Raw genomic sequence first — 21,658 nt, 5'->3', positions numbered from 1 at the left:
TGTCCTTAAGCGGCCTGAGATTTCAGAGCTTTTTTGTTCAATAGAGGATTAAGCACGAGGTAACTGATTGCACCACCTAACACTGTGTTCAAAGGAACAACGCCAGGTAGGAAGTGACCAGCGGCTACGCCTGTTGCTACCGCGATAATGCCAGCCCAGTTAACGGTTTGGAACTCTGCATTTGCAAAATCTTTGTAACGTTTACGGTTCGCGAAGAAGTCGGCGATGATTACGCCACCAATTGGTGGAATCGCCAGCGAAAGGAAGGTTAACCAACCAACGAAGTTGTTGTATAACCAAAGTGCGAAAATCGTACCGATAATGCCGTTAATGATTGACATTGTAGTACTTGAGCGACCAGTGATGTTAGATAAACCCAAACCGGATGCATAAAGTGCATTTTCATTGGTTGTCCAGATATTCAAGCCAAGCACGATGATGGCTGGAAGCAGCAGACCTTGCGCGATCATCACATCTGAAATATCAGCCTGACCGGTTGCTGCTGCTCCTGCTGCGCCGAAGATAAACATCAGCGAGTTACCGATGAAGAACGCAACCATAGTAATTAATACTGCGCTTGCTGGCTTTTTACCAAAGCGAACGAAATCGGCCGTTAACGTACCCGCACTTACGAACGAACCTACAACCATTGCAAGAGCCATTGAAAAGTCCATTGGCGTCTCTGGTTTAATAAGTTGCAATTGCTCTAGTCCACCAACACTGTCTACCGCAGTCAGTACTGAGTAACCACCCAGAATCGCAATCGCAGGCACTGCAATCGCTGAAAGCACCATTAGCGCTTGAATGCCGAAGTACACTGTACCCGTCATCAATAAGCCAGATACGATAATCAAGGTGTTGGTATCAATGCCCGTTGCTTTTTGTACTGGAATAGCAAACATCGCAACACCCACACCAAACCAACCGACTTGTGTACCACCAAGTAAAGCAGAAGGAAGCCATGAGCCTTTAGTACCGAAAGAGAAACGAGCAAGGAGGTGGGTAGAGAGGCCAGTAGATGAGCCGATGTAGCCAAGAAAAGAAGTGTAAATACCGAGGATTAGGTTACCGATGAGAACGGCGAGGAAGAAATCGTTGAATGAAAGACCTGTCCCGAGTGAACCACCTGTCCACATACTTGCAGAGAAGAAAGTGAGTCCAAGCATTACCATGGTGAGTGAAGCGACTCCTTTCCTAGCCGATGTAGGAACCGGCCCTAGACTGTAGTTATTATCAGCAGCCATTTTTTACCTCCGCAAATGATCAAAATTAAAATTAACGGTCGCCGTATTGCAGGAAAACTTGCGCATTATGGTGATATAAATCACATGGTCAATGCTAATTTTGTCAATAATTGCCCATAAAAACCAGTTATTGCAGTAATTATTTTGTAAAACATAGGGTTATTTTCTGTCTTTATTTAAAAAAACAAATAGAAAACGTTTTCTATAATGCGTTGGTTATCTGCTGTTCTTGGTTGGCTATGAATGCTTATTATTATACGTCTGAATGGGTGTCTGTATCGAAAAAGAGGGCGGTTGGCCAAACTGCAGGCAAAAAAATAGCCAATCGCAATAATCGCAATTGGCCTATATATTTTGTGAACAAGAATAGGTTCACTAACAACGTCAGTTGGCTAGGTGACCCTCGGCTTAAGAAGGGTCAATATATACATTGCAGTTAGTGTGCCAACTTTTAAAACCACGTAAAACGGCAGTTTTATAGCAATCTGGTGCGTATTTGAGCGTTTAATTTGCGTTTTTGCAATGCCTAGTTGCAAAATGCAATTGCGATTTGCAACTTTAGAGTGTTTATTCGTTTTTCGGGTTTGTGTTCTTTCTGGCGACGAATGGTGAAATAAACAAAAAGCCCGTGCGATCTAAGAGCGCACGGGCTTGGGTATTGTTTCACCAATAGGAAGTATTAGATGGAGTAGAAGAAGTACAGTTGAGACTTCATTCTAATGATGATCCCGCGTATTACGTCTAGGAACGCCATAAAGCTGATAGGCTTCTCACCGCTTACCCACGCTAATCCGACAGAGCCAACAGGAATATCGTAACCCTCTGCCTCATCAATTTTTAAACGAACAAAGTGGTGCTTGTTCTGAAGGTTTTTGCCTGTGGTAACACGAACCTGCTCATCGATACCCAGCAAACTTGCTTGCGCTTCACCAGTGGCCTCTACAATGCCTTCTACGGTTGCAGAGAACACTTTTCCTGGGTATACCGCTGTCGCAAATTCCGCAGGTTGACCGACCTTAATATTACGAATCGCTTGGTGGTTAACTCGCATCAGCACGTACTTCTCTTCGGTATACATCTGGATACGAGGCATCATTGAAACACGCTGACCTTCACGAAGAATAAAGTTCGTTACAAAGCCGTCAGTCGGTGCCGTGACTTTGGTGCTGTTCAAGTCCCATTGTGCTTGTGCCAGTGTTGCCTTTGCTGAATCGACCTCAGTTTGCTTCTTGCTCACATTGGTTTCAGCTTTGTGGATGTTCAACTTCGCATTCTCGGCATCGACTTCTTTCTTGCTAAGCTGAGATTCCAATGTCGTAACGTTATACGTCGCTAAGTCTACCTTTGCTGTTTGTTGGTCGATGTCAGTTTCAGTGATCGTATGTTCTACCACTTTGTTTTGCTTCTGGTAACGATCAAGCGTCTTTGACTGCAGTACTAAGTCTGTTTTAGCCGAATCTATTTGTGCGACTGAAGCTTTGATGTCTTCAAGCGCCGATTGATAGCTGACTTTTGCAATGCTCACTTCTTGACGAGCTGTGTCTAAAGCGACCTCTGCAGACTCAAGTTGAACGCTGGCTTTGTCTCTTGCGATGACATATTTGGTGTCATCAATTTCGTAAATTAGTTGTCCTTCAGTCACATCCTGGTTCGGGTGGATGTGGACTTTAGAAGTTTTTCCCGACACATTAGTTGAATCGGGACGCAGCTGAATATGTGGAGACTGAACCACTGAGCCTCCCGATAGATCCATCGGAGTAAAATTGAGTAGGCCAACCCATACAAACAGCAACCAAGATGTACCCCCTAGGTACGCAAACGCCTTGGTGCCTTTGTTCCAAGGCATACCAACAAGTCTGAGTAAGTAAATGAACAGTGCCCAAATTGCCAAGCCTTCTAACATGTTTGGCTCTCCTCATCTTGCTTGTCGGAAGTTGTTTGCTCCTTGGTTGTGGTCGGTGACTTCCATGTGTCTCTTAGATTGATGATGGCTTTTTCCATATCAACGAAGGCCAAAATTACTGCTAGTACCCATACCCAGTGCCATACAAAACCAATCCATGTTAATGCGGTGATCAAACCGAGTTGTTGATGCTCTTTACTGTGAGCCTTGTTGATTGGTAATTCATGCACACGCCAGAAGCCGTAACATGCAGCAGCGATGGTTGCGACTAACACTACGCCTGCAACTACGTGTAGTGCGGTATCTGCGCCGGTTCCGACAAATGGGACACTAACTAAACTCATTGATATACCCTAGGTTAAATTGAGCACCGAGTGTTATTGATATCAGATTTAGAAGTTGATAATTTACCAATTACTTTAATAATGATGTCATTATGATTTGATCTGTAATAGTGACTTCTAAGTATGGTGGCTAATGAACAATTGTAACTTCTTAAGAGCATTGGGTATTTTGGGTATTTACCAATACGCAACGACTAATAAGGCGGTGAATACTGAGCAATTAGGTATTCCTAAATCGGTGTTTAATAACCCGATGAACCTTATCCCCGTAAGTGAAGTGGACAAATGGTATGGCTTACTTGAACAACAAACCGGTGATTCCGATATTATCTTGAAGCTGGCTGATAGAGTGGATATTGAAAGGCTAGGTCCTCTCTCTAACTGGTTTTTCTCGGGGCACGATCTGGCGTCGTCTATACGCCGAGTTAACATCGGGTTGCACTGTTTGCAGTCCGGGGCTTTTCTATATGGCGCTCAAGTCGGTAATTTCATCAAATGGTGCTACGACAATCCTGCTTATACTGAGGTGGGTAAAGTTCATGACTCAATTCGAGTTGCCATCTTTATGATGAAGATATTAAGGCGTTACTTGGGAGACGACTTTACTCCCGCAGCCGTCTCTATCGCAGGTTATCGCGAGAACACTCAACTCTATCAAGAGTATTTTGGGTGCAATATTCAGTGGGGCCAGCCACGAACTGAAATCTGGATACCAAGCCAGTCGAGGTTATCGAGCAATCAAGCCCCTTCTAGCGGCAAGATGAGCTTGGCAATGAACTTTCATGACTTAGATAATTACCTCAACATGCCTGATGCCGCGGATGAGCATAAGGTGACCTATGAGATGATCAATTACAGTCGCCATTTCGGCCTGCCAACACTGCATAAAGTGTCGAGTTTGCTTGGGTTATCTGAACAGCAATTTCAACGTCGATTGCATAACTTAGGCATCAACTTTTCTACCATTATGGGCTATGCGTTAAGTAATGTGGCGGTGGAGTTGTTGATGTATTCAGTGCCAATAGATAAAGTCGCGACGAGGCTCGGCTATACCAATGTCGCGAGCTTTAATCGGATGTTTAAGAAACATCGAGGTTTGACACCCAAGCAATATGTTGAGCGCCTAAAAACTGGCCTGTAACTATTCAGAGCTAACTTATGGTTCGTTTATGGATCAGGCTGGACAAGTAAACCATCCCCCAAGTACTCAAAATGAAAGGGGCGGTGAGTGGTAACAGTGACAGTTCATGAAAACCAAGTGTGATGAGACAGCTTAACAGCATGCCTAATAGGATTAACGGCCAACGGATTCGCGGATAGGGCACAAGTGCTAAAGTGGCAAGAATGGCGTTGTACCCGTAAAGACCTTGGGCTACCAGTTCGTTAGAAGCGCCAATCAACCCGCTAAATACGGTGCTAATTATTACTGCGAGCATAACCCAAATGGCCTGCTTGATATTGTTGAGTGCGATGGCGACTAAGATAACGAGCCCCGACAACGCATTTTCGATGAAGCTGACTTGGCTTATCCCTTTTAACAACGGGATCACCACTGTCGGCAGGTTGAACCACGAGTTAGCCTCAATACTGATGAGTGGCATCAGTGCGGAATCAGGTGCAGAAAACGCTGACAGCTCAAAGGTTGATTGGATAATATAAATCAGCCAAGTGGTGAGGATAAAGGCGCTAGTGTAACCGCGATATTTCTCAAAACTGAATACGATGTGGGCAATCGGCACCGTGAGTAATGCACCTAACGCAGTCACTAAAGCCAATAATGGTGTCACACCAAAAAAGTTACCGATAAATAAACCAATCAAAGCGCCATTTAGCGCGTACATTCCACTATCAATGTCGTCAACTGACTTGTTGGTGTTGGTGTTGGTGTTGGTGTTGGTGTTGGTGTTGGTGTACATATAGCCATAGAAAGCTAATGCATAGCTGCAACTGGCGCCAAGTAAGGTAAGAAAAGCCAGCGCCAGTGACTCAATAGAAATGGCAAGCAACAGCAAAGTCGACGTCATGATAGACGGTGTGAAATAGACTTGCCCAATGCCATTGAGCAAGCCTTGAAACGGCAGAATATCCTTGTTCGTTTTCATCGTCTGATTACATTATTGAGTCATGTTAAATTTTTTTAATTCAGATTGTATGCAATTTTATCAAGTTCACCATCTTCGAGTGTTAATTCTGATACCAGCGTTCACCATAAGCTTGTTGGTAATCTGGTGTTTCAATGATGCCTTCTTGTTCTGGAACGGTTTCTAACGGCCCAACAACAGTTCTATAGGGTAATACGCCAGCCCAAACTGGAATGTCCATATCGGCTTTATCATCATTCACTCCATGTTTACCAATCTTCACGGAAGCTTCTGTTAAAGGTATCGCCAACAACTCGGTCGCAGTGAGTTCTTTTTCATTACTGAGCCTCACTTCATCGGTTCTGCCCGGTGCGATTTGCTCAATAAAGATATTCAACAAGCGATCCTTTTCTTGATTGTCATCGATGACTGAAAATGACCCCAATACCACAGCAGAACGATAATGCGCACTATGATGAAATGCCGAACGAGCCAGCACCCAACCATCGAACAAGGTGAACGTTAAACAGGTTGGTTCTCCCTTTTTTAGTCCTTTTAGTAGGCGACTGTTTTTAGCTCCATGAATGTAGACTATATCACCCACTCGCCACGCGAGCATCGGGATGACCATTGGTCCTTGTTCGCCCTGCAATGCAATGTGTGCGATTAAGCTCTCATCAATAATTTGGTGCAGTTTCTCTTGTTCAAATACGGCTTTGTGAGCCCCTTTTTTAATCGTGGTTCTTTTCGTGTTAGATAACATAATCGCTCCTTAATCATTGCCTTTTGATTAATGTAGCGATTAACTGGTCTATTAAATAGAGCCACTTTTAAACACTATTTGGATCCAGTTATGCAGCCTATCGATGTCGGTGATCTACAGTTAGACGAACAACACGGCACGCGTCAAACCGCCTTGTTCCACGCGATAAGAGAGAAGATCATTCAAGATTTATGGAGCAAGGGCAGTAAGTTACCTTCAACACGTAAGTTGGCTGTCGAGTTATCGGTGAGTCGAAATACGGTGATTTATGCGTACGAACAACTGGTTACTGAAGGCTATATCGAGAGTAAGCAAGGCTCAGGGTTTTATGTCTCGGTTGAACAACCAGAACACTTTCTAAGTTTGTCTAAGCCAAACAGTGTTCAGGATCCGAAGGTCAAACAAACAGTCAGTAAACCGAGTACAAACATAGCGACACCTAACGACATTAACCGCAGCTTTGCCCCAGGAGTTCCTGACTTAGATGCGTTCCCTTTTGCGAAATGGCAGAGGTTGCTGCAACGTCACTCTACACGTCAGAACATTGCGGGCAATCAAGAGGTTCAGGGAAGCTCAGCCTTGAGGGAAGCGTTGAGTGGGTATCTTGCAAGCAGTCGTTCCGTTCATTGCAGTGCCGACAGAATCATCATCACCGCAGGTGCGCAGCAAGCCATCTCAATCGGATTAATGGCGACGTTAGCGATGGGCGAAAAAATCCTCGTGGAAGAGCCCGGTTATCGACAAGTGCATAAAATTATCGATCTGTTGAGATTAGAGCTGGATCGTGTAAGTGTGCGTGAAAAGGTGGGGCTAGATATTGAAAAAGTGTTGGCCAGTAATGCTAAGGCTCTGTATGTCACACCGAGTAACCAATACCCAATGGGCACGACTTTAAATACTGAGCAACGCCTTAAACTGATCGACTGGGCCAATCAACATCAGTCATGGATCATTGAAGATGACTATGACAGTGAGTTCCAGTTTGCTCATCGCCCTTACACCAGTATGCAAGGCTTAGCGGGTAAACTCGGGTTTGATGAACGAATCATTTATATTGGTTCGCTGAGTAAAGTCATGTTCAACGGACTCCGCTTAGGTTACTTAGTGGTGCCAGAAAGTCTGGTGGCGAAGTGTCTTGAGATCAAAGACGCGCTCACTGGAGACACGGCGTCCCACACACAGGAAGCTTTGGCGGATTTTGTTCGAGAAGGCGACTTGCTGCGTCATATTAGAAAGATGCGTCGGTCATACAAACTCAAGTATGAAGCGATGATAGAAGCGATTGAAAGCGAGTTTAACGGTGATCTTGAAGTGATCAGTCAGGCAGCAGGGCTACATGTGACCGTGAAGTGGTATCAAGGTATATCTGAGACTGAATGGAGTCATAGAGCTGAGCTTGAAAATATCATCATTCGTCCGTTTGATTTTTATGAATATGGATCAAGTGATGCTCGTGATTGGAGTGGGGTGGTGTTGGGGTTTGGAAATATCCGATTGGCTGACATAAAGCCGAAGATCAAACAGATCGCTCGGCTTTTTTATCAGTAATATTGGTAGGGCTTGTTTACCATTTTCTGATTCATCACGAATCGAGTTACAACTTGTCGATAGAGACGGTGGGTTTACCTTTACCTAGCCACTTCCGCCAAGGGAGTGACAATGTCACAAAAACAATCACAGCATAGAGCATCGACCAACTTAAACAGATAAACACCAAGGTACAGATGACCAATGAAAGCATGGCAGTGTATCTAGATGCGCCTGTTAGTAATCGGCAAGCGGCTAACATTGCGAGCAGATAAACCAGAACAAAAATACCGTTGGCGAGCTTGAGAAAGAACTCAAGGTCTAAATTAGACAGCTCACCAATCACACACGAAATAAGCACGACAAAGCCAATTGCTAACGTTGGGTAGAGCGGTACGCCGCGGCTGTTCAGTTGAGCCATTCGACTTGCAGGGCTGTGTTGGCGGGCCTGAGCCCAGATCATCCGAGACAGGCTTTGTGTGTAAAGGTTTAGGCTGGCAAAGCAAGCAAAGAACCCCAGCACGCTGATGACGGTTTTGAAGCCATTACCAAACAGTTGTTCTGTTACCCAAGGGATGGATGCGGCATCGAATTCAGATGAACCGAAAGCACCCAGCTTAAGAATCACTACTGAACAAGCCCAGTACACTAGCCCCGCAACAAAACAGCCTGCAATGATGGCGATTGGGAAGTCACGTTGTGGATTTTTGAATTCCTCTCCCATGTGAGCAAAAGCTTCTATTCCGACAAAGCACCAAAACATGACAGCTAAAGCAGCGCCGATAGACCACATTGAATTGGATGAGATGGCAGGAAGAGCAACATCGGTTGCCGTGATGTCGGCTTTCCAAACAAAAGCGCTGACTAAGGCAAAAATCGACAATGCGATCACGGTTTGCAGTCGGCCAGAAGATTTACTGCCCATCAAATTGACGGCAATAAGCAGGGCGACGGTAAAGGATTGAGCACCAAGTGGTGTATCGAGAGGTGCGGGTAACAATTGTTGAGCAAAACCACCAGCCAGTGCAATGGCCGCTGGAATACCGACAGGAATAACACTCACAAACAACCACGCCACGCTTGTTTCTAATCGCTCGCTAAACGCCTGGCGCACAAAATAGGCAGTACCACCTGCATTCGGGTAGCGTTTTCCTAATGATGCGAAGGTCAGTGCAATCGGGCAAATAGCGATAAACAGGATTAACCAAGCGAGAAGAGACAACTGTCCTGCAATGCCTGCTGCGATCGCAGGGATCATAAATAATCCAGTGCCTAGCAAGGTCGTCGAGAGTTGTCCGATTCCTGAAATAAGCGTGATTTCTTGTTTGAGTTGTGTCATTCGCTCTCCTAGCTATTTGATTCTGGTCACGGTCTTCCAGTAACTTTCTTCTGGTGTGTGAGAAGTTATGATTGAAAGCATACATTGTTGACATCAATAATACAGCTAGCGAAACGTCGTAAGACACCGTCATTTTAACGGTATTAATCCGATTCAGTGTGAAAGTGTCGGCTGTCAGAATGGCTGTTATAAGTAGGAAAGTTGTGTCAAATTAGGCGTTATAAATAGAACAATAAATGAAAAGAATCAGAAGCATGGATAAATTTGATCGCCAGATTTTGGATATTCTCAAAACCAATGCACGATGCTCAGTGAGCGATATCGCCCGAGATGTCAGCCTCTCGCGCTCAGCGGTGAACGCCAGAATCAAGAAACTGGAAAGCGACAAAGTGATTACGGGCTACTGCGCTCAAGTGGCAGAACCCAACCAAACGAAGAATGTGTGCGCTTATATCTTGTTGAAGTTCGACATGTCGAGTAGTGACCATAGTTGTGAGTCTTACGCGAAACAAATCCAGAGTATTGATGAGGTGCAATGGTGCCACTCTATTAGCGGTGAGACAGATATGATGTTGTACGTGGAAGTGGAAAGCATGGAGAGCTTGAACCGAGTTCGCGATCAGCTGCAAAGTTACCCGGATCTTCGCCACTTAATGACTCATACGGTTTTGACCGAGTTTTTCAACAAACAGAATACGACGGTGCATTCATGTTAGGCAATATCAACTTAAACCTACTGCGTTCACTGCATGTACTTCTTGAAGAGTGTCATGTGAGCCGTGCCGCCCAACGTTTGCATATCACACAATCCGCGGTGAGCCGTCAGCTCAGCCAGTTACGTGATTTGTGTGGCGACCCTTTGCTGGTCCGTGACGGCAACAAACTGGTGCCGACCAACCGTGCATTGCTACTCAAAGGTAAACTCGACGACCTGCTTGGCGAGTTTGACCACCTGTTAGATGATAAACCCTTCGAGCCGCAAGACTGGCAGGGTGAATTGGTGTTGTCTTCGAGTGATTATGTCGCTCAGTATATTCTTCCTGTGATTGTGGCAGAGGTGTCTGCTGAAGCGCCGAACATTAATTTGGCTTATCGATTGTGGCAGCCAAACTACCTTGAAGCACTGAACGAGTCTGGGATTCATTTGGCTTCTAGTATGTTTCCCACAAAGCCAGAACATGTCTCAAGTATCAAACTTGGTGAAGATAAGTCGGTGTGTTTGATGCGAAAGTCGCACCCGCTGGCTCAACAAGCGGTTTTGAGTGCAGAAGATATTGTTCACTACTCTCACATCAAAGTGACGGGTGGTGGAGATAAAGACAGTTACGCGGACATAGCATTGAAGAAGCAAGGGCTGAAGCGAAGAGTGGCTTTACAGGTTCCGTTCTTTTCATCTGCTGGTACTGTGTTATTGCAAGACGACTATCTGATGATCGTGCCAGAACATATTGCCTATAACCTAGGTCGACACCTCGATACTACCTACTTTTCGTTGCCATTTGATACGGAAATGCATACCTATTGGTTAATGTGGCATCCTAAATATGACAACGACTCTGCCCACAAATGGGCGCGAGAAAAAGCATTCCAAGCCATGCAAAAGTCGAGTTACAATATCAGTATGACTTGAAATCATAGGTGTGATGATAATCTTTGATTTCAAATAATACCTCATGCGAATTATGGTAAGTGCCAAGTATTGAGTATTAAGCGTAGAGCGTTCAGCTGGAACGCTTTATTTTATTAGGAATGGAATGATGACAGTAACAATTTGGTTTTCTTTATTAGCGATTTGCTTGTTGGGTGCAATGTCTCCGGGCCCAAGCTTGGCGATGATCGCTAAACACAGTTTGGCTGGTGGCCGTATGAACGGGCTTATCGCAGCTTGGTCACACGCTGCTGGTATCGGTATTTATGCGTTCGCAACCATTGTTGGTTTAGCCGTTGTGCTTGAGCAATCCCCAATGTTATTTAAAGGTATTAGCTTAGCGGGGGCTGCTTATCTGCTTTATCTTGGCGTTAATGCGTTACGTTCGAAAGGTGGTGTTGCCGCGAAATTAGAAGCGGGTGAAAAGATGAGTTACATGCAGTCTGCTCGTGAGGCTTTCTTGATCTCTATCTTGAGCCCAAAGATCGCACTGTTCTTCATCGCTCTGTTTAGCCAATTTGTAGCGCTAGGTAATGAACTGACCAATCAAGTGATTATTGTCTCAACGCCGCTGATTGTCGACGGCCTTTGGTACACCTTTATCACCTTGGTACTGTCTAGCCCGTTGATTGTTGAACGTATTCGCTCGAAAGCTCAGTTGATTGATCGACTATCTGGCGTGGTGCTGATCCTGCTTGCTGTTCGCGTGGTGTGGACGATATAGCAGTAAACGATAAGAATAAGTAACTAGGGTCTGTTAACTTTTAGTGGTTAAATTTTGTTCGAGATAGAATCGTTTTAGGCGCGGCAAGGAGTATGTAGCCTAGTCATTCTAAGTTAATACTTCTTAACAAAGCATAAAACGATTCTAGCCGAACCCTTCGGGCAGCCTTTGTGGTTCATTTCTACTGCGTTATCGGCTTCTCATGTAGGCTAGCTACACTTCAAAGCCTCTGCCTTGTAGAAATTTCCCACAAAGTGCTGCAAAAATCAGCTCTAAAGGTCAACAGACCCTAGACGTTCACCAGAAACGACACTCATTAAAAAAGGCTCACTAGACGTTATCTAGTGAGCCTTTTTGATTTCTCTGGATTAGCTTTTGGAAGACTTGAGCTTATTAGCCTTCAGAGTTCAGTACGGCATCTAGCTTCGCCATCGAGTCTGAGAAGTAGGGGTTGTAGGTCAAACGCGCATGGTTCTTCCCTTCTTCACGATAGCCCCAAGCTGAGTACCAAACCTCACTGGTTGCATTGCATTGTTCTTCAAACCCTTCTGCCTGACCATTGGAGCAAATCTTCTCGCTACCATTGATTCCGTAATAAGGGTTGTTTGGTGAGAACAGTAAGCCCATGTGAGAGCCGTTCGAGATGCGTTGCTCTGGGATCTTCATGCTGTACTGAACAGCGCGAGGATCCTCGAGAGTCGTCTCTCCTTGCCAAACCAACACATTGTTTGGATTCGGCATAGATTCAATAAAGGCTTGCTGAACGTAGTTGGTGTCAATCACGCTGTCGCCTTCACTCATCATAATAAAAACTGGTTTATCGAAGTGTTTATCTTGTAAGTCACCACGTACGACTTCTGATGTCTCGTAGTAAACCGATGCACCATTCATTGGCAACGAGTTGTAACGCAACACATTGTCTTCAGGATCTTGATCCGCCCAAGTGACAAAGTAGCTTGCTAGTCCCGCGTATTGAACGGCAGACGAGCTCGGTTGAAACGCAGGTGAGAACAGCAGTAACCCAGAGATCTTTGGATCGTTCATCGCCTGTGAAGTCACGAGGTTCGCGCCGGTTGAATAGCCGCCTAGCCAAACAGAATCATACTCTTGCTCAAGTAACTTCGTATGATGAGCCACCACACCTTGCCAATCTTCTAGGCTCGGCTGCATTAAATCACCCACGCGACTGCCGTGACCCGGAAGTAATACGGTTCTCACTAAGTAACCTTGCTCTGCCAAATGGGTAGCGATGTCTTTAAATGAGTAAGGTGAGTCGCCTAATCCATGAACCAATAATACCGCCTTGCCGTTTGGCGAGGTTGGTTGATACTCGGTTGGTGAATTGAGTTGGATCTCGAGTTGCTTGTCTTCCGTCATGAACACGCGGTTTTTCAATAACCAATCTTGTGTGTCATTGACGTAGGCATCAAAGCTGTCTTGCTGATAGCTAGGCAAGTCTGGAGATGTTTCGTAAGCGGGTATCGGTGTCTCGTTGGAACAACCAACGAGACTTAAAGTCGTTAAGGCCAGCAGTGCTAGGAGGGGCTTTCTTTGCATTATGTAATTTTGTCTCTGTTGTGCTTTCACTATGTCTGAAACTAAAGTTTAGGTTACTTTTTGCTTGAAAGATCTTCGTATTCACCTTCAATAACACCGGCATCATTGGTTGATGACTGACGAGTGTTCATATGTGCTGCGAAACCTTGTTTCTTCATTTGATTCTGAATGCGCTTGCCAGTAATTAAAGCTGCAATAGCTAAAGGAATAGCAAGGATCAAGCTTGTGAATAACGCCAAAAGGCCAGTAAACAATGCAACAATCGTAACTAATATATTTTTCATATTCATTCCTCTTTTTCTATGTTGTTACTTTATCGCTTCTATTCTGAACGAAACATGAACGTCGTTAATAAATCTCAGAGAGTCACTATGACACGGATGTGTGCTGTTAGGGAGTTTATATGTAGTCATAATCACGCACTAAAAATATGGAATAAAACTAAGTTAAATAAAATCAATAACTTAAAGGTTGGCACGCTTAATGCTCTATAGGGTTTGGAATAAGTCACTGTAAGCAAAGTACTTACAGTTAATAAAAATTACTGGAGCCCTTATATGTTTTGTATTCAATGTGAACAAACAATTCAAACCCCAACCGTAAAAGGCTGTTCTTTCGCACAAGGCATGTGTGGAAAAACGTCTGAAGTATCCGACCTTCAAGACGTGTTGGTGCATTCTCTTCAAGGTGTTTCTTTTTGGGCCAATTTGGGCCGTGCGTGTGATGTTATTGATACTGAAATCGACGAGTGGGCGCCAAAAGCGTTTTTCGCAACATTAACCAACGTTAACTTCGACCCTGCTCGTATCATTGAATTTGCACAGCAATCTCATGAATTTAAGCAGCGCTTAGAACAACAGGTTCGCGCGGCAGCGACATTGATTGGTTTTGAGATCCCAGCGCTTTCTGCTGCTGCTCAATTCGACCTTCCAACGGACTCTTCAGAGCTATTGGCGCTTGCCCCTCAAGCGGCGGTAAACCGTGGTCACGACTCTCAACACGAAGATGTGATTGGTCTTCGCCTTCTTTGCCTATACGGTCTAAAAGGTGCAGCAGCTTACATGGAGCACGCACGTGTTCTTGGTCAAACTGATAATGCTATTTTCGCTGAATACCATGAAATCATGGCGTTCCTAGGTACAGATCCATCAGACCTAAAACAACTGTTAGATACGTCTATGCAGATCGGCTTAATGAACTACAAGGTCATGGAAATGTTGGATAAAGGCGAGACAGATACCTTCGGTCACCCTCAACCAACAACCGTGAATGTGAAGACGAAGCGAGGTCACTGTATCCTTGTTTCTGGTCACGACCTGCATGATCTAGAAAAGATCCTTCAACAAACGGAAGGCAAGGGCATTAACGTTTACACCAACGGTGAGATGCTACCTGCACACGGCTACCCTGAACTAAACAAGTACCCACACCTTGCGGGTAACTACGGCAGCGCTTGGCAGAACCAGCAAAAAGAATTTGCGAACTTCCCAGGTGCGATCGTAATGACATCTAACTGTCTGCTTAACCCAGATGTGGGCTCGTACGCTGACCGCCTATTTACGCGTAGCATCGTAGGCTGGCCGGGTGTTGCTCACCTTGAAGGTGACGATTTCAGTGCAGTGATCGATTGTGCTCTTGCGCAAGAAGGCTTTAAGCATGACGAGATCGAGCAAATGATCACTGTCGGTTTTGGTCGTAACGCCTTGATGGAAGCAGCGCCTGCGGTTGTTGAACAAGTGAAAGAAGGCAACATCAAACACTTCTTCCTAGTGGGTGGTTGTGACGGCGACAAATCTGAACGTAGCTACTACACAGATTTCACAGCTCAAGCGCCAGAAGATTCAGTAATCCTGACATTGGCATGTGGTAAATTCCGTTTCAACAAAAACCAATTCGGCGACATTAACGGTATTCCACGTCTGCTCGATGTTGGCCAATGTAACGATGCATACTCAGCGATTCAGCTTGCTCTTGCGCTGTCTCAAGAGTTTGATTGTGGCATCAACGAACTACCACTAACACTTGTTCTTTCTTGGTTCGAGCAAAAAGCGATCGTTATCCTGCTTACTCTGTTCGCACTGGGTGTGAAAGGTATCTACACAGGCCCAACAGCGCCTGCATTCCTAACTGAAAACCTACTAAAGATTATTCAAGACGAGTTCGATATGCGTTCTATCTCAACGCCAGAGCAAGATCTTAAAACAATCTTAGCGGCTTAATCTAAGCCCACTCCCAAGCCCCGTTGTTGCTGTTCTCTAGGAACGTGCAGCGGCGGGGCTTTTTAGATTTAATTCTTTAGTATCAGTGAGGTGTGTGAACTATGTATGCATGGTCGGATAGCGATTCAATCAATTTAGTGTGTTTAAAGAAATGGCACGAGACGCCAGATACGGTCAGCTTTGAGCTTGGCAGTATTCCACAAGATTTACATTTCAATTTTAAGCCCGGTCAGTTCATCACCTTGGGTTTAGATATGCCGACGAAAACGGATTACCGTGCTTATTCCGTGGCTTCTTGCCCCGAAGATAACCGCCTGAAGTTGACGGTCAAGCGTGTGGAAGGTGGCTTGGTTTCGAACTTTATTGTTGATGAGCTTGATGAAGGTGACGAGGTTTCTGTGTTGAAGCCGGCAGGCTCGTTTAACTGTATTGATTGCATGCCAACGGCAACAAAGAAAGTAACGCTAGTGAGTGCGGGCTGTGGCATTACACCCGTAATGGCGATGGTAAAATATTGGCTGTCTCAAGACAGTGACAGTGACATTGAGATTGATTTCGTCCACATGGCACGCAACAAGCTTGAGACTATCTACTTTCAAGAACTTCATCAGCTCGATGAATCACATGCGAATTTCAACTTAAAACTGCTGTTAAAAGACAACGAAGGAACAACCGCCTCTCAAGGTCGTTTAGATAAAAACTGGTTGGTGAAACTGAGCCCAGATATCTTAGATAGAACGGTTTACCTGTGTGGGCCTGTCGGCTTCATGCAAGATATTGAGAGTTATCTGAAAGAGCTTGAGTTCAACATGGATAACTTCTATCAAGAAAGCTTTACTCCTGCTACTCAGGATGCTCAATCAGAAGCGTCAAACGCCGAAATTGCTGACGATACGAATAGTGCTGTTAAGGTATTTGTGCCTGCGTTCGGCGCTGAAGTTGAAGCGGAAACTGGCACACCATTGGCGGATTCATTAGAAAAAGCAGGCGTTCCAATTATTATCGCTTGTCGTAGTGGGATTTGTGGTTCGTGTAAATGCAAAGTGACCAAAGGATCTGTGGAATCAAGCAGCCAAGAAACATTGACGCCAGAGCAGATTGAACAGGGCTACGTGCTTGCATGTTCAAGCTCGATTCAGTCAGATGTTGAGGTTGAGTTATAACAGACGTAAAGCTGTGCAAGAGTGATGAAGACAAGATCTTATTATAGCGATAAAAGTTAGGGCGCTAGATGTAAAAAGGCCACCTAGATCAGTTAGAGAGAGCAGACCTAAGTGGCAACCCTCTTGTTTATACGGGGGAGTAAAACAAAAGGGGTTGCGAAGTCCATACAGACTTCGCAGATATAGTTATTATGTTGTGGAGCTTGTTGCGATGGACGTATCTACAAGAGCGAAGTTAATTAAACTTCTGGGTATGTCTTGTAGCGTACACCCATCATCTGTTCCATACAGTGAACAACTTGGCAGCTGTAGCCAAACTCGTTATCGTACCAAATGTACAGCACGGCACGGTTGTCTTGTGCGATAGTCGCCACACCGTCAACCACACCTGGGTGACGAGAGCCAACCAAGTCGGTAGATACAATCTCAGTCGAGTCTGTGTAATCAATTTGTGCAGACAAAGCAGAAGACAGCGCCATTTCACGCAGGTACTCGTTCAACTCTTCTTTGTTTGTGCCTTTCTCAAGGTTTAGGTTCGCAACTGCCATTGAAACGTTTGGCGTAGGTACGCGAATCGCATTTCCTGTTAGCTTACCTTCCATTTCCGGCATCGCTTTTGATACAGCTTTAGCAGCGCCAGTCGATGTCAAAACCATGTTCAGTGACGCAGCACGACCACGACGATCACCCGAGTGGAAGTTATCGATTAGGTTTTGATCATTGGTAAATGAGTGCACCGTTTCGATGTGACCAGACAGCACGCCAAACTTGTCGTGAACCGCTTTCAATACTGGCGTGATTGCGTTGGTAGTACAGCTTGCTGCAGAGATGATGGTGTCTTCTGGCTGAATAACATTTTCATTCACACCAAATACCACGTTCTTGATGTCGCCTTTACCAGGCGCAGTCAGTAGCACTTTCTTCGCACCGTTACACGCAACGTGTTGGCTCAGGCCTTCCGCGTCACGCCATACGCCTGTGTTATCAACCACAAGTGCGTTTTCAATACCGTAAGCCGTGTAATCCACTTCTTCTGGTTTGTTTGCGTAGATAACTTGGATGAAGTTACCGTTAACGATGATCGCTTTGCGTTCTTGGTCTACAACAATGCTGCCGTTGAATTGGCCGTGTACAGAGTCACGACGAAGCAGGCTTGCACGTTTCTCTAGGTCGCCATCTTTGCCGCCACGTACAACGATGGCACGCAAACGCAGTGGGTAACCCGGGCCACTTTTCTCGATCAACAGACGAGTGAGCAGTCGGCCAATACGACCAAAACCGTACAATACAACGTCACGAGGCTCTGTCATCGCATCGCCTTCAAGCGATTCGATAAGCGCAGTTTGTAGGAAATCATCCAACCCGTGTGTGTCTTCGCGATCTTGCCAGAATGAATGCGCAAGGCGACCAACATCAATACGACATGGAGACAAGTCCATAGAGAGAAGGTGTTGAATGATAGGTTGAGTCTGTTCTGCTGTAAGAGGAGAACCAGTGTAACGTTTTGCGATGCGGTGAGCTTTGATGATGTCGATAGTTGTCGCGTTAACTAAGGTCTTACCAAAGAGGATAACTTCTACGCCTTTTTGACGGTATAACTGACCTAAAGTTGGAGCGATGGATTCAGCAATGGTTTGACTAGTTTGCCAATCTAGGAGGTGCTTTTCGGGACTCATCTTTACTCGGGACCTTTCACGTTAAGTTTCTGCATTCATGGCGGTTGTAGGGAAGCCAATCAGCATAGGGGGTTTGAGGCATCAGGCTGTGGTCTTTATTGCCACTTAAATGTGCTGATATACCTTGTGTGTAACTTGTAATTTTTATGTGGCAGGATTGTAAGGTACGACGGGTTATTCTGCTAGGAAAAATAAATGCAGACAAAATATCTGTAAATTGGCTTTATATTAGCCATAAATCAAGATTTGAACGTCAATAAAGACTATTGACTTTAACAATCTGTAGCACTTATTTTTCGTCAAAAAATACTCAATTCAAAAGATAATATGTAATACAGGTCATATTGAACATTAAAGGTGTGATCGCTAACTCAAGTTACACGTAAACAGTAAACGACAAATAAGGGAATCAACCAGTATTGTTGTTCGACCTTTGAATAAGCCTAGCTTGAGTGTGAAAAGTGCATCACGCAAACGATTGGATGTCACAATTTTAACCTAACTATCCGCTTTGTTAGCGCGCAGAGTCATTATTCACAGTCTAGTTGAGCCGTAGAATGTGGATGTTCACTTGTTATGCGGGTGATAATAACTGGAGAAAACGTCTTTTGTTTACATTTTGCTCACTGAAACCTCGCTTGTTTAAACCAGTCTTATTAAAAGCACGCCTTTCCGCTTTAAAGCACTTTTCTGGATACCAGTTGGCTCTAATTTTTCGTTCTGGGCTCAGAGTATCGTTTGTTCATATCCAATTTGATCAATAACCCCCTGTTAATGTCCTATTCTTAATTTGGGCTAGGTAAATTACTTTCGGGAAGGGAGTAGTTATAAAAATGATAAACATGTCAATTAGATGGCGTCTTATTTTTCTTTCCACGGTTTCTGTACTCATTATGTTTGGGTTTACAGTGAATGAAGTGCTTAAGAACGATGAGAAGATGAATCACCTTGAAACAACGCGTATTAAGGTCGAAGCGCTTCAATCTTTTAATACGGTTTCAAGTGATGCTTATCGATGGTTGGTGCTGTCTAATGACTCCCCTGAGAAAGGTCAGTTGCTTTTAACGTTGCAATCAGAACTGGATAGACTCACTCAGTATGGAATGCGACTTCAACAGTTCGACAGCAATTGGAGTATTGATCCTCAGTTAGCTGAATTGAAAAAGCTGTTGATGAGCCTTGCTAGTACAACTGAAACAACAAACAGCAGACAATTGACAGAGCGCGCTTTCGACTTATTAAAAGACGTGTTAATAGAGCTGTCTGAATATCGTATGGCCTTAGTCGATGAAAATATCGGTCAAGCGGATGCGATGTTTATCAATCTTACGCATTACGTGTTTTGGACTCAGAGAGAAGCGTGGTTAAGCTTCAGCTTGTATCGCTCCCCAGAGTTTAAAAATCAATACTTGCTTAGCTATGTCGGTGCTCTAGAGAGGCAGCAACAGCTATTAGATACCTTTTTCCGTTCGGATACGCGTTCTCCAAACATTAGACAGTTGCTAAACGCTGTCGCCAAAGATGAATTCCAAGACAAATTTACATCTCGAATCCTCAAAGGAGACTTTTCATCACCCGAAATATATCAACACTTGAAAAGCTTAGAGGTTAAAAAACGCGCTATTTCAAACGCGATTGGCGCTTACACCACTCAAATACAGTTTGAACTGACCAAGAATATCGCGTTGCAGAAAAGGCAAACCTTGGTCATGACGTTGCTTATACTCATCGCTTCTGGGGTTCTGATGTGGCTTGGGGTCGCGACGTCTCTACGTTTAAACAAAAACCTGTCGATTATTTTGAAAGGCGTGTCGGAATGCGCTGATAGCTACGGTCAGCCAAAGGTGATCCATATCCAAGGGAACGATGAGCTTACCGAATTCACTGAAACCCTAAACCGAGTGATGGAGCGCAACTATCTACACAACAAAGAGTTGATAACAGCAAAAGAAGATGCGATTTCGGCTAACAAAGCCAAAAGCGCATTCTTAGCCAATATGTCACATGAAATACGCACACCACTTAACGGGATCATTGGCATGGCTGAGATTTTATCTCAAAGCCAATTGAGCCCAAATCAACAAGAAGTACTGGGAGATATCGAATCGTCTTCTCACTCTTTACTGGTGCTGCTTAACGACATCCTCGACCTGTCTAAAATCGAGTCGGGTAACTTGATGTTGTCACCACACAATGCTGATTTGCGAGAAGCGGTTTATGATTCTGTAAGTGTGATTCAGTCGAAAGCGATCAGTAAGGATATCGAGCTCGACATCAATATCGACTATCAAACGCCGCCACAACTGTTTTTCGATGAGTACCGCGTGAGACAGGTGCTGACCAATTTGCTTTCTAATGCCATCAAGTTTACGTCCAAGGGCACAATTACAACGGACATAGCTTATACACCTATGTCTATGGGCAGAGGCAAGCTTGAATGCAGCGTGTCTGATACCGGGATTGGGATTGAGCCCGAGAAGTTAGAGTCCATATTTGAACCTTTCACCCAAGAAGATGGCAGCATTACCCGCCAATTTGGTGGTACGGGGCTAGGGCTTGCGATTTGTCGACAGCTTGTTGATTTGATGGGTGGATACATTACTGCGCGTTCAGTGAAAGGAGAGGGTTCTACATTCACGTTTTGTTTGTATGTCGATGTTGTAGAAGCGCCAGTTCAAACTTTCGATAACCTGAGCCGAGCGACCATCATATCGAACTCTTTCAATTACCTCGATCAGCTTGTTAAAGAGTGTGAGCGTTTGAATGTTCGAGCCAATGTGGTGTCATCCATTGCTGCCCTTAGTGAAAGTGTCAAAGAAAGCGACTTCATACTTTATTGTCATACCTTGCATCACTCTATGGAGAAAGATCTTGCGACGTTGAAGGCGATATATCCTCTTGCTCGCGTCATCGTGTGTCAGCATCACCTATTTAAAACCAACCTAATCACAGAGACGGTCCACTCGACTCATACCTTGCCATTCTTGGGCCGACGTTTCTTAACTAGCTTACAATCTCTCGATGTCGGCGAAGAGCAAACTCCTCAAGTGGAAGCAAAAGATGAAGAGGTTCGCTCTCTGAATCGACGCATTTTGATCGTTGAAGATAATCTGATGAATCAAAAAATAGCGAGCTTCTTCCTTGAGCAAGCGGGTTATGAATATTTGATTGCCAGCAATGGCCAAGAAGCGGTGGATGTCATTACTCAAGGAGCTCAGTTTGATGCGGTCTTAATGGACTGCATGATGCCTGTTATGGACGGTATAACGGCGACTCGTGCGATTCGTCAGTGGGAAGCCGATCAACAAGTCACCCCATTACCCATCATTGCTTTAACCGCCAGTGTTCTGGAAGAAGACATCAAAGACTGTTTTGAAGCCGGTATGAACGCCTACTTACCGAAACCCTATAAATCTCATCAGCTGTACGATCTTTTCAGTAGCCTTGATATTGTCTAAGGGCATTCGTAT

17 protein-coding genes are annotated in these 21,658 nt (G+C 44.7%); 8 read left to right on the top strand and 9 right to left on the bottom strand.

Translation table 11 applies throughout. The annotated features are described in order from the left end of the window. Positions 1-5 precede the first annotated feature (5 nt). From codB to AB6D58_RS09460, 3 genes are all read right to left on the bottom strand, one after another. The gene (codB, locus tag AB6D58_RS09470) at positions 6-1,244 is read right to left on the bottom strand and encodes a cytosine permease (RefSeq protein ID WP_102320591.1); all 1,239 of its coding nucleotides are present in this window, start codon (positions 1,242-1,244) and stop codon (positions 6-8) included. 679 nt (positions 1,245-1,923) lie between these two features. Further along, a complete protein-coding gene (locus tag AB6D58_RS09465; RefSeq protein ID WP_048608932.1) occupies positions 1,924-3,147 on the bottom strand; it encodes an HlyD family secretion protein in 1,224 nt (407 codons plus the stop codon). After that, positions 3,141-3,491, bottom strand: a complete 351-nt coding sequence (locus AB6D58_RS09460) for an MFS transporter (RefSeq protein ID WP_017066493.1) — start codon at positions 3,489-3,491, stop codon at positions 3,141-3,143. Before AB6D58_RS09460 ends, AB6D58_RS09465 begins: the two co-directional genes overlap by 7 nt. 133 nt (positions 3,492-3,624) lie before the next feature. Here AB6D58_RS09460 and AB6D58_RS09455 point away from each other — a divergent pair, with 133 nt between their 5' ends. Then, positions 3,625-4,632 carry an AraC family transcriptional regulator gene (locus AB6D58_RS09455; RefSeq protein WP_017061786.1) on the top strand — a complete coding sequence of 336 codons (1,008 nt, stop codon included), beginning with the start codon at positions 3,625-3,627 and terminating at the stop codon, positions 4,630-4,632. A gap of 10 nt (positions 4,633-4,642) precedes the next feature. Here the strand turns inward: AB6D58_RS09455 and AB6D58_RS09450 are convergent, their stop codons facing one another. Continuing rightward, positions 4,643-5,593 (bottom strand): urea transporter, encoded by a 951-nt coding sequence (locus AB6D58_RS09450; protein ID WP_372157110.1) that lies wholly within the window; start codon positions 5,591-5,593, stop codon positions 4,643-4,645. 82 nt (positions 5,594-5,675) lie between these two features. Beyond that, positions 5,676-6,335 (bottom strand): pyridoxamine 5'-phosphate oxidase family protein, encoded by a 660-nt coding sequence (locus AB6D58_RS09445; protein ID WP_017061784.1) that lies wholly within the window; start codon positions 6,333-6,335, stop codon positions 5,676-5,678. Between the two features lie 90 nt (positions 6,336-6,425). On the opposite strand from AB6D58_RS09445, the gene AB6D58_RS09440 reads away from it, so the two are divergent. Continuing rightward, positions 6,426-7,883 carry a PLP-dependent aminotransferase family protein gene (locus AB6D58_RS09440; protein WP_102320589.1) on the top strand — a complete coding sequence of 486 codons (1,458 nt, stop codon included), beginning with the start codon at positions 6,426-6,428 and terminating at the stop codon, positions 7,881-7,883. 46 nt (positions 7,884-7,929) lie between these two features. On the opposite strand, the gene yjeH is transcribed toward AB6D58_RS09440, so the two are convergent. Next, positions 7,930-9,201, bottom strand: coding sequence for an L-methionine/branched-chain amino acid transporter (gene yjeH, locus AB6D58_RS09435; protein WP_017064857.1), 1,272 nt, complete (start codon positions 9,199-9,201; stop codon positions 7,930-7,932). A gap of 254 nt (positions 9,202-9,455) precedes the next feature. Here yjeH and AB6D58_RS09430 point away from each other — a divergent pair, with 254 nt between their 5' ends. The 3 genes from AB6D58_RS09430 (at position 9,456) to AB6D58_RS09420 (ending at position 11,573) form a co-directional block, all read left to right on the top strand. Next, positions 9,456-9,917 (top strand): Lrp/AsnC family transcriptional regulator, encoded by a 462-nt coding sequence (locus AB6D58_RS09430; protein WP_017064856.1) that lies wholly within the window; start codon positions 9,456-9,458, stop codon positions 9,915-9,917. Beyond that, the gene (locus AB6D58_RS09425) at positions 9,911-10,831 is read left to right on the top strand and encodes a LysR family transcriptional regulator (protein ID WP_017061780.1); all 921 of its coding nucleotides are present in this window, start codon (positions 9,911-9,913) and stop codon (positions 10,829-10,831) included. Before AB6D58_RS09430 ends, AB6D58_RS09425 begins: the two co-directional genes overlap by 7 nt. Positions 10,832-10,958: 127 nt before the next feature. Next, entirely contained in the window at positions 10,959-11,573 is a 615-nt protein-coding gene (locus AB6D58_RS09420) for a LysE family translocator (RefSeq protein ID WP_017061779.1), read from the top strand. Between the two features lie 393 nt (positions 11,574-11,966). Here the strand turns inward: AB6D58_RS09420 and AB6D58_RS09415 are convergent, their stop codons facing one another. Beyond that, complete coding sequence (locus AB6D58_RS09415) at positions 11,967-13,130, bottom strand: carboxylesterase (protein WP_017064855.1); 1,164 nt, start codon at positions 13,128-13,130, stop codon at positions 11,967-11,969. Between the two features lie 53 nt (positions 13,131-13,183). Continuing rightward, complete coding sequence (locus AB6D58_RS09410; RefSeq protein WP_017061777.1) at positions 13,184-13,414, bottom strand: hypothetical protein; 231 nt, start codon at positions 13,412-13,414, stop codon at positions 13,184-13,186. Positions 13,415-13,687: 273 nt separating this feature from the next. Here AB6D58_RS09410 and hcp point away from each other — a divergent pair, with 273 nt between their 5' ends. Next, complete coding sequence (gene hcp, locus AB6D58_RS09405) at positions 13,688-15,349, top strand: hydroxylamine reductase (protein ID WP_017068651.1); 1,662 nt, start codon at positions 13,688-13,690, stop codon at positions 15,347-15,349. Between the two features lie 101 nt (positions 15,350-15,450). Then, positions 15,451-16,512, top strand: a complete 1,062-nt coding sequence (locus AB6D58_RS09400; protein ID WP_102320588.1) for a hybrid-cluster NAD(P)-dependent oxidoreductase — start codon at positions 15,451-15,453, stop codon at positions 16,510-16,512. A gap of 239 nt (positions 16,513-16,751) precedes the next feature. Here AB6D58_RS09400 and AB6D58_RS09395 read toward each other — a convergent pair whose 3' ends face one another. Next, positions 16,752-18,188 (bottom strand): glyceraldehyde-3-phosphate dehydrogenase, encoded by a 1,437-nt coding sequence (locus AB6D58_RS09395; RefSeq protein ID WP_048612894.1) that lies wholly within the window; start codon positions 18,186-18,188, stop codon positions 16,752-16,754. 893 nt (positions 18,189-19,081) lie between these two features. Here AB6D58_RS09395 and AB6D58_RS09390 point away from each other — a divergent pair. Continuing rightward, entirely contained in the window at positions 19,082-21,646 is a 2,565-nt protein-coding gene (locus tag AB6D58_RS09390; protein ID WP_372157125.1) for an ATP-binding protein, read from the top strand. Positions 21,647-21,658 lie beyond the last annotated feature (12 nt).

This window comes from Vibrio sp. 10N.239.312.D08 (assembly GCF_041466145.1).
Taxonomy (GTDB): Bacteria; Pseudomonadota; Gammaproteobacteria; order Enterobacterales; family Vibrionaceae; genus Vibrio; species Vibrio crassostreae_C.
This window is presented reverse-complemented; position numbering and strand designations above follow the sequence as displayed.

Bases quoted from the DNA above. Each gene is read 5' to 3' on its own strand.
- AB6D58_RS09410 (WP_017061777.1), bottom strand. From the start codon at position 13,414: ATGAAAAATATATTAGTTACGATTGTTGCATTGTTTACTGGCCTTTTG.
- AB6D58_RS09395 (WP_048612894.1), bottom strand. From the start codon at position 18,188: ATGAGTCCCGAAAAGCACCTCCTAGATTGGCAAACTAGTCAAACCATT.
- AB6D58_RS09460 (WP_017066493.1), bottom strand. From the start codon at position 3,491: ATGAGTTTAGTTAGTGTCCCATTTGTCGGAACCGGCGCAGATACCGCA.
- AB6D58_RS09455 (WP_017061786.1), top strand. From the start codon at position 3,625: ATGAACAATTGTAACTTCTTAAGAGCATTGGGTATTTTGGGTATTTAC.
- codB (WP_102320591.1), bottom strand. From the start codon at position 1,244: ATGGCTGCTGATAATAACTACAGTCTAGGGCCGGTTCCTACATCGGCT.
- yjeH (WP_017064857.1), bottom strand. From the start codon at position 9,201: ATGACACAACTCAAACAAGAAATCACGCTTATTTCAGGAATCGGACAA.
- AB6D58_RS09425 (WP_017061780.1), top strand. From the start codon at position 9,911: ATGTTAGGCAATATCAACTTAAACCTACTGCGTTCACTGCATGTACTT.
- AB6D58_RS09465 (WP_048608932.1), bottom strand. From the start codon at position 3,147: ATGTTAGAAGGCTTGGCAATTTGGGCACTGTTCATTTACTTACTCAGA.
- AB6D58_RS09420 (WP_017061779.1), top strand. From the start codon at position 10,959: ATGACAGTAACAATTTGGTTTTCTTTATTAGCGATTTGCTTGTTGGGT.
- AB6D58_RS09415 (WP_017064855.1), bottom strand. From the start codon at position 13,130: ATGCAAAGAAAGCCCCTCCTAGCACTGCTGGCCTTAACGACTTTAAGT.
- hcp (WP_017068651.1), top strand. From the start codon at position 13,688: ATGTTTTGTATTCAATGTGAACAAACAATTCAAACCCCAACCGTAAAA.
- AB6D58_RS09400 (WP_102320588.1), top strand. From the start codon at position 15,451: ATGTATGCATGGTCGGATAGCGATTCAATCAATTTAGTGTGTTTAAAG.
- AB6D58_RS09390 (WP_372157125.1), top strand. From the start codon at position 19,082: ATGTTTGGGTTTACAGTGAATGAAGTGCTTAAGAACGATGAGAAGATG.
- AB6D58_RS09445 (WP_017061784.1), bottom strand. From the start codon at position 6,335: ATGTTATCTAACACGAAAAGAACCACGATTAAAAAAGGGGCTCACAAA.
- AB6D58_RS09430 (WP_017064856.1), top strand. From the start codon at position 9,456: ATGGATAAATTTGATCGCCAGATTTTGGATATTCTCAAAACCAATGCA.
- AB6D58_RS09450 (WP_372157110.1), bottom strand. From the start codon at position 5,593: ATGAAAACGAACAAGGATATTCTGCCGTTTCAAGGCTTGCTCAATGGC.
- AB6D58_RS09440 (WP_102320589.1), top strand. From the start codon at position 6,426: ATGCAGCCTATCGATGTCGGTGATCTACAGTTAGACGAACAACACGGC.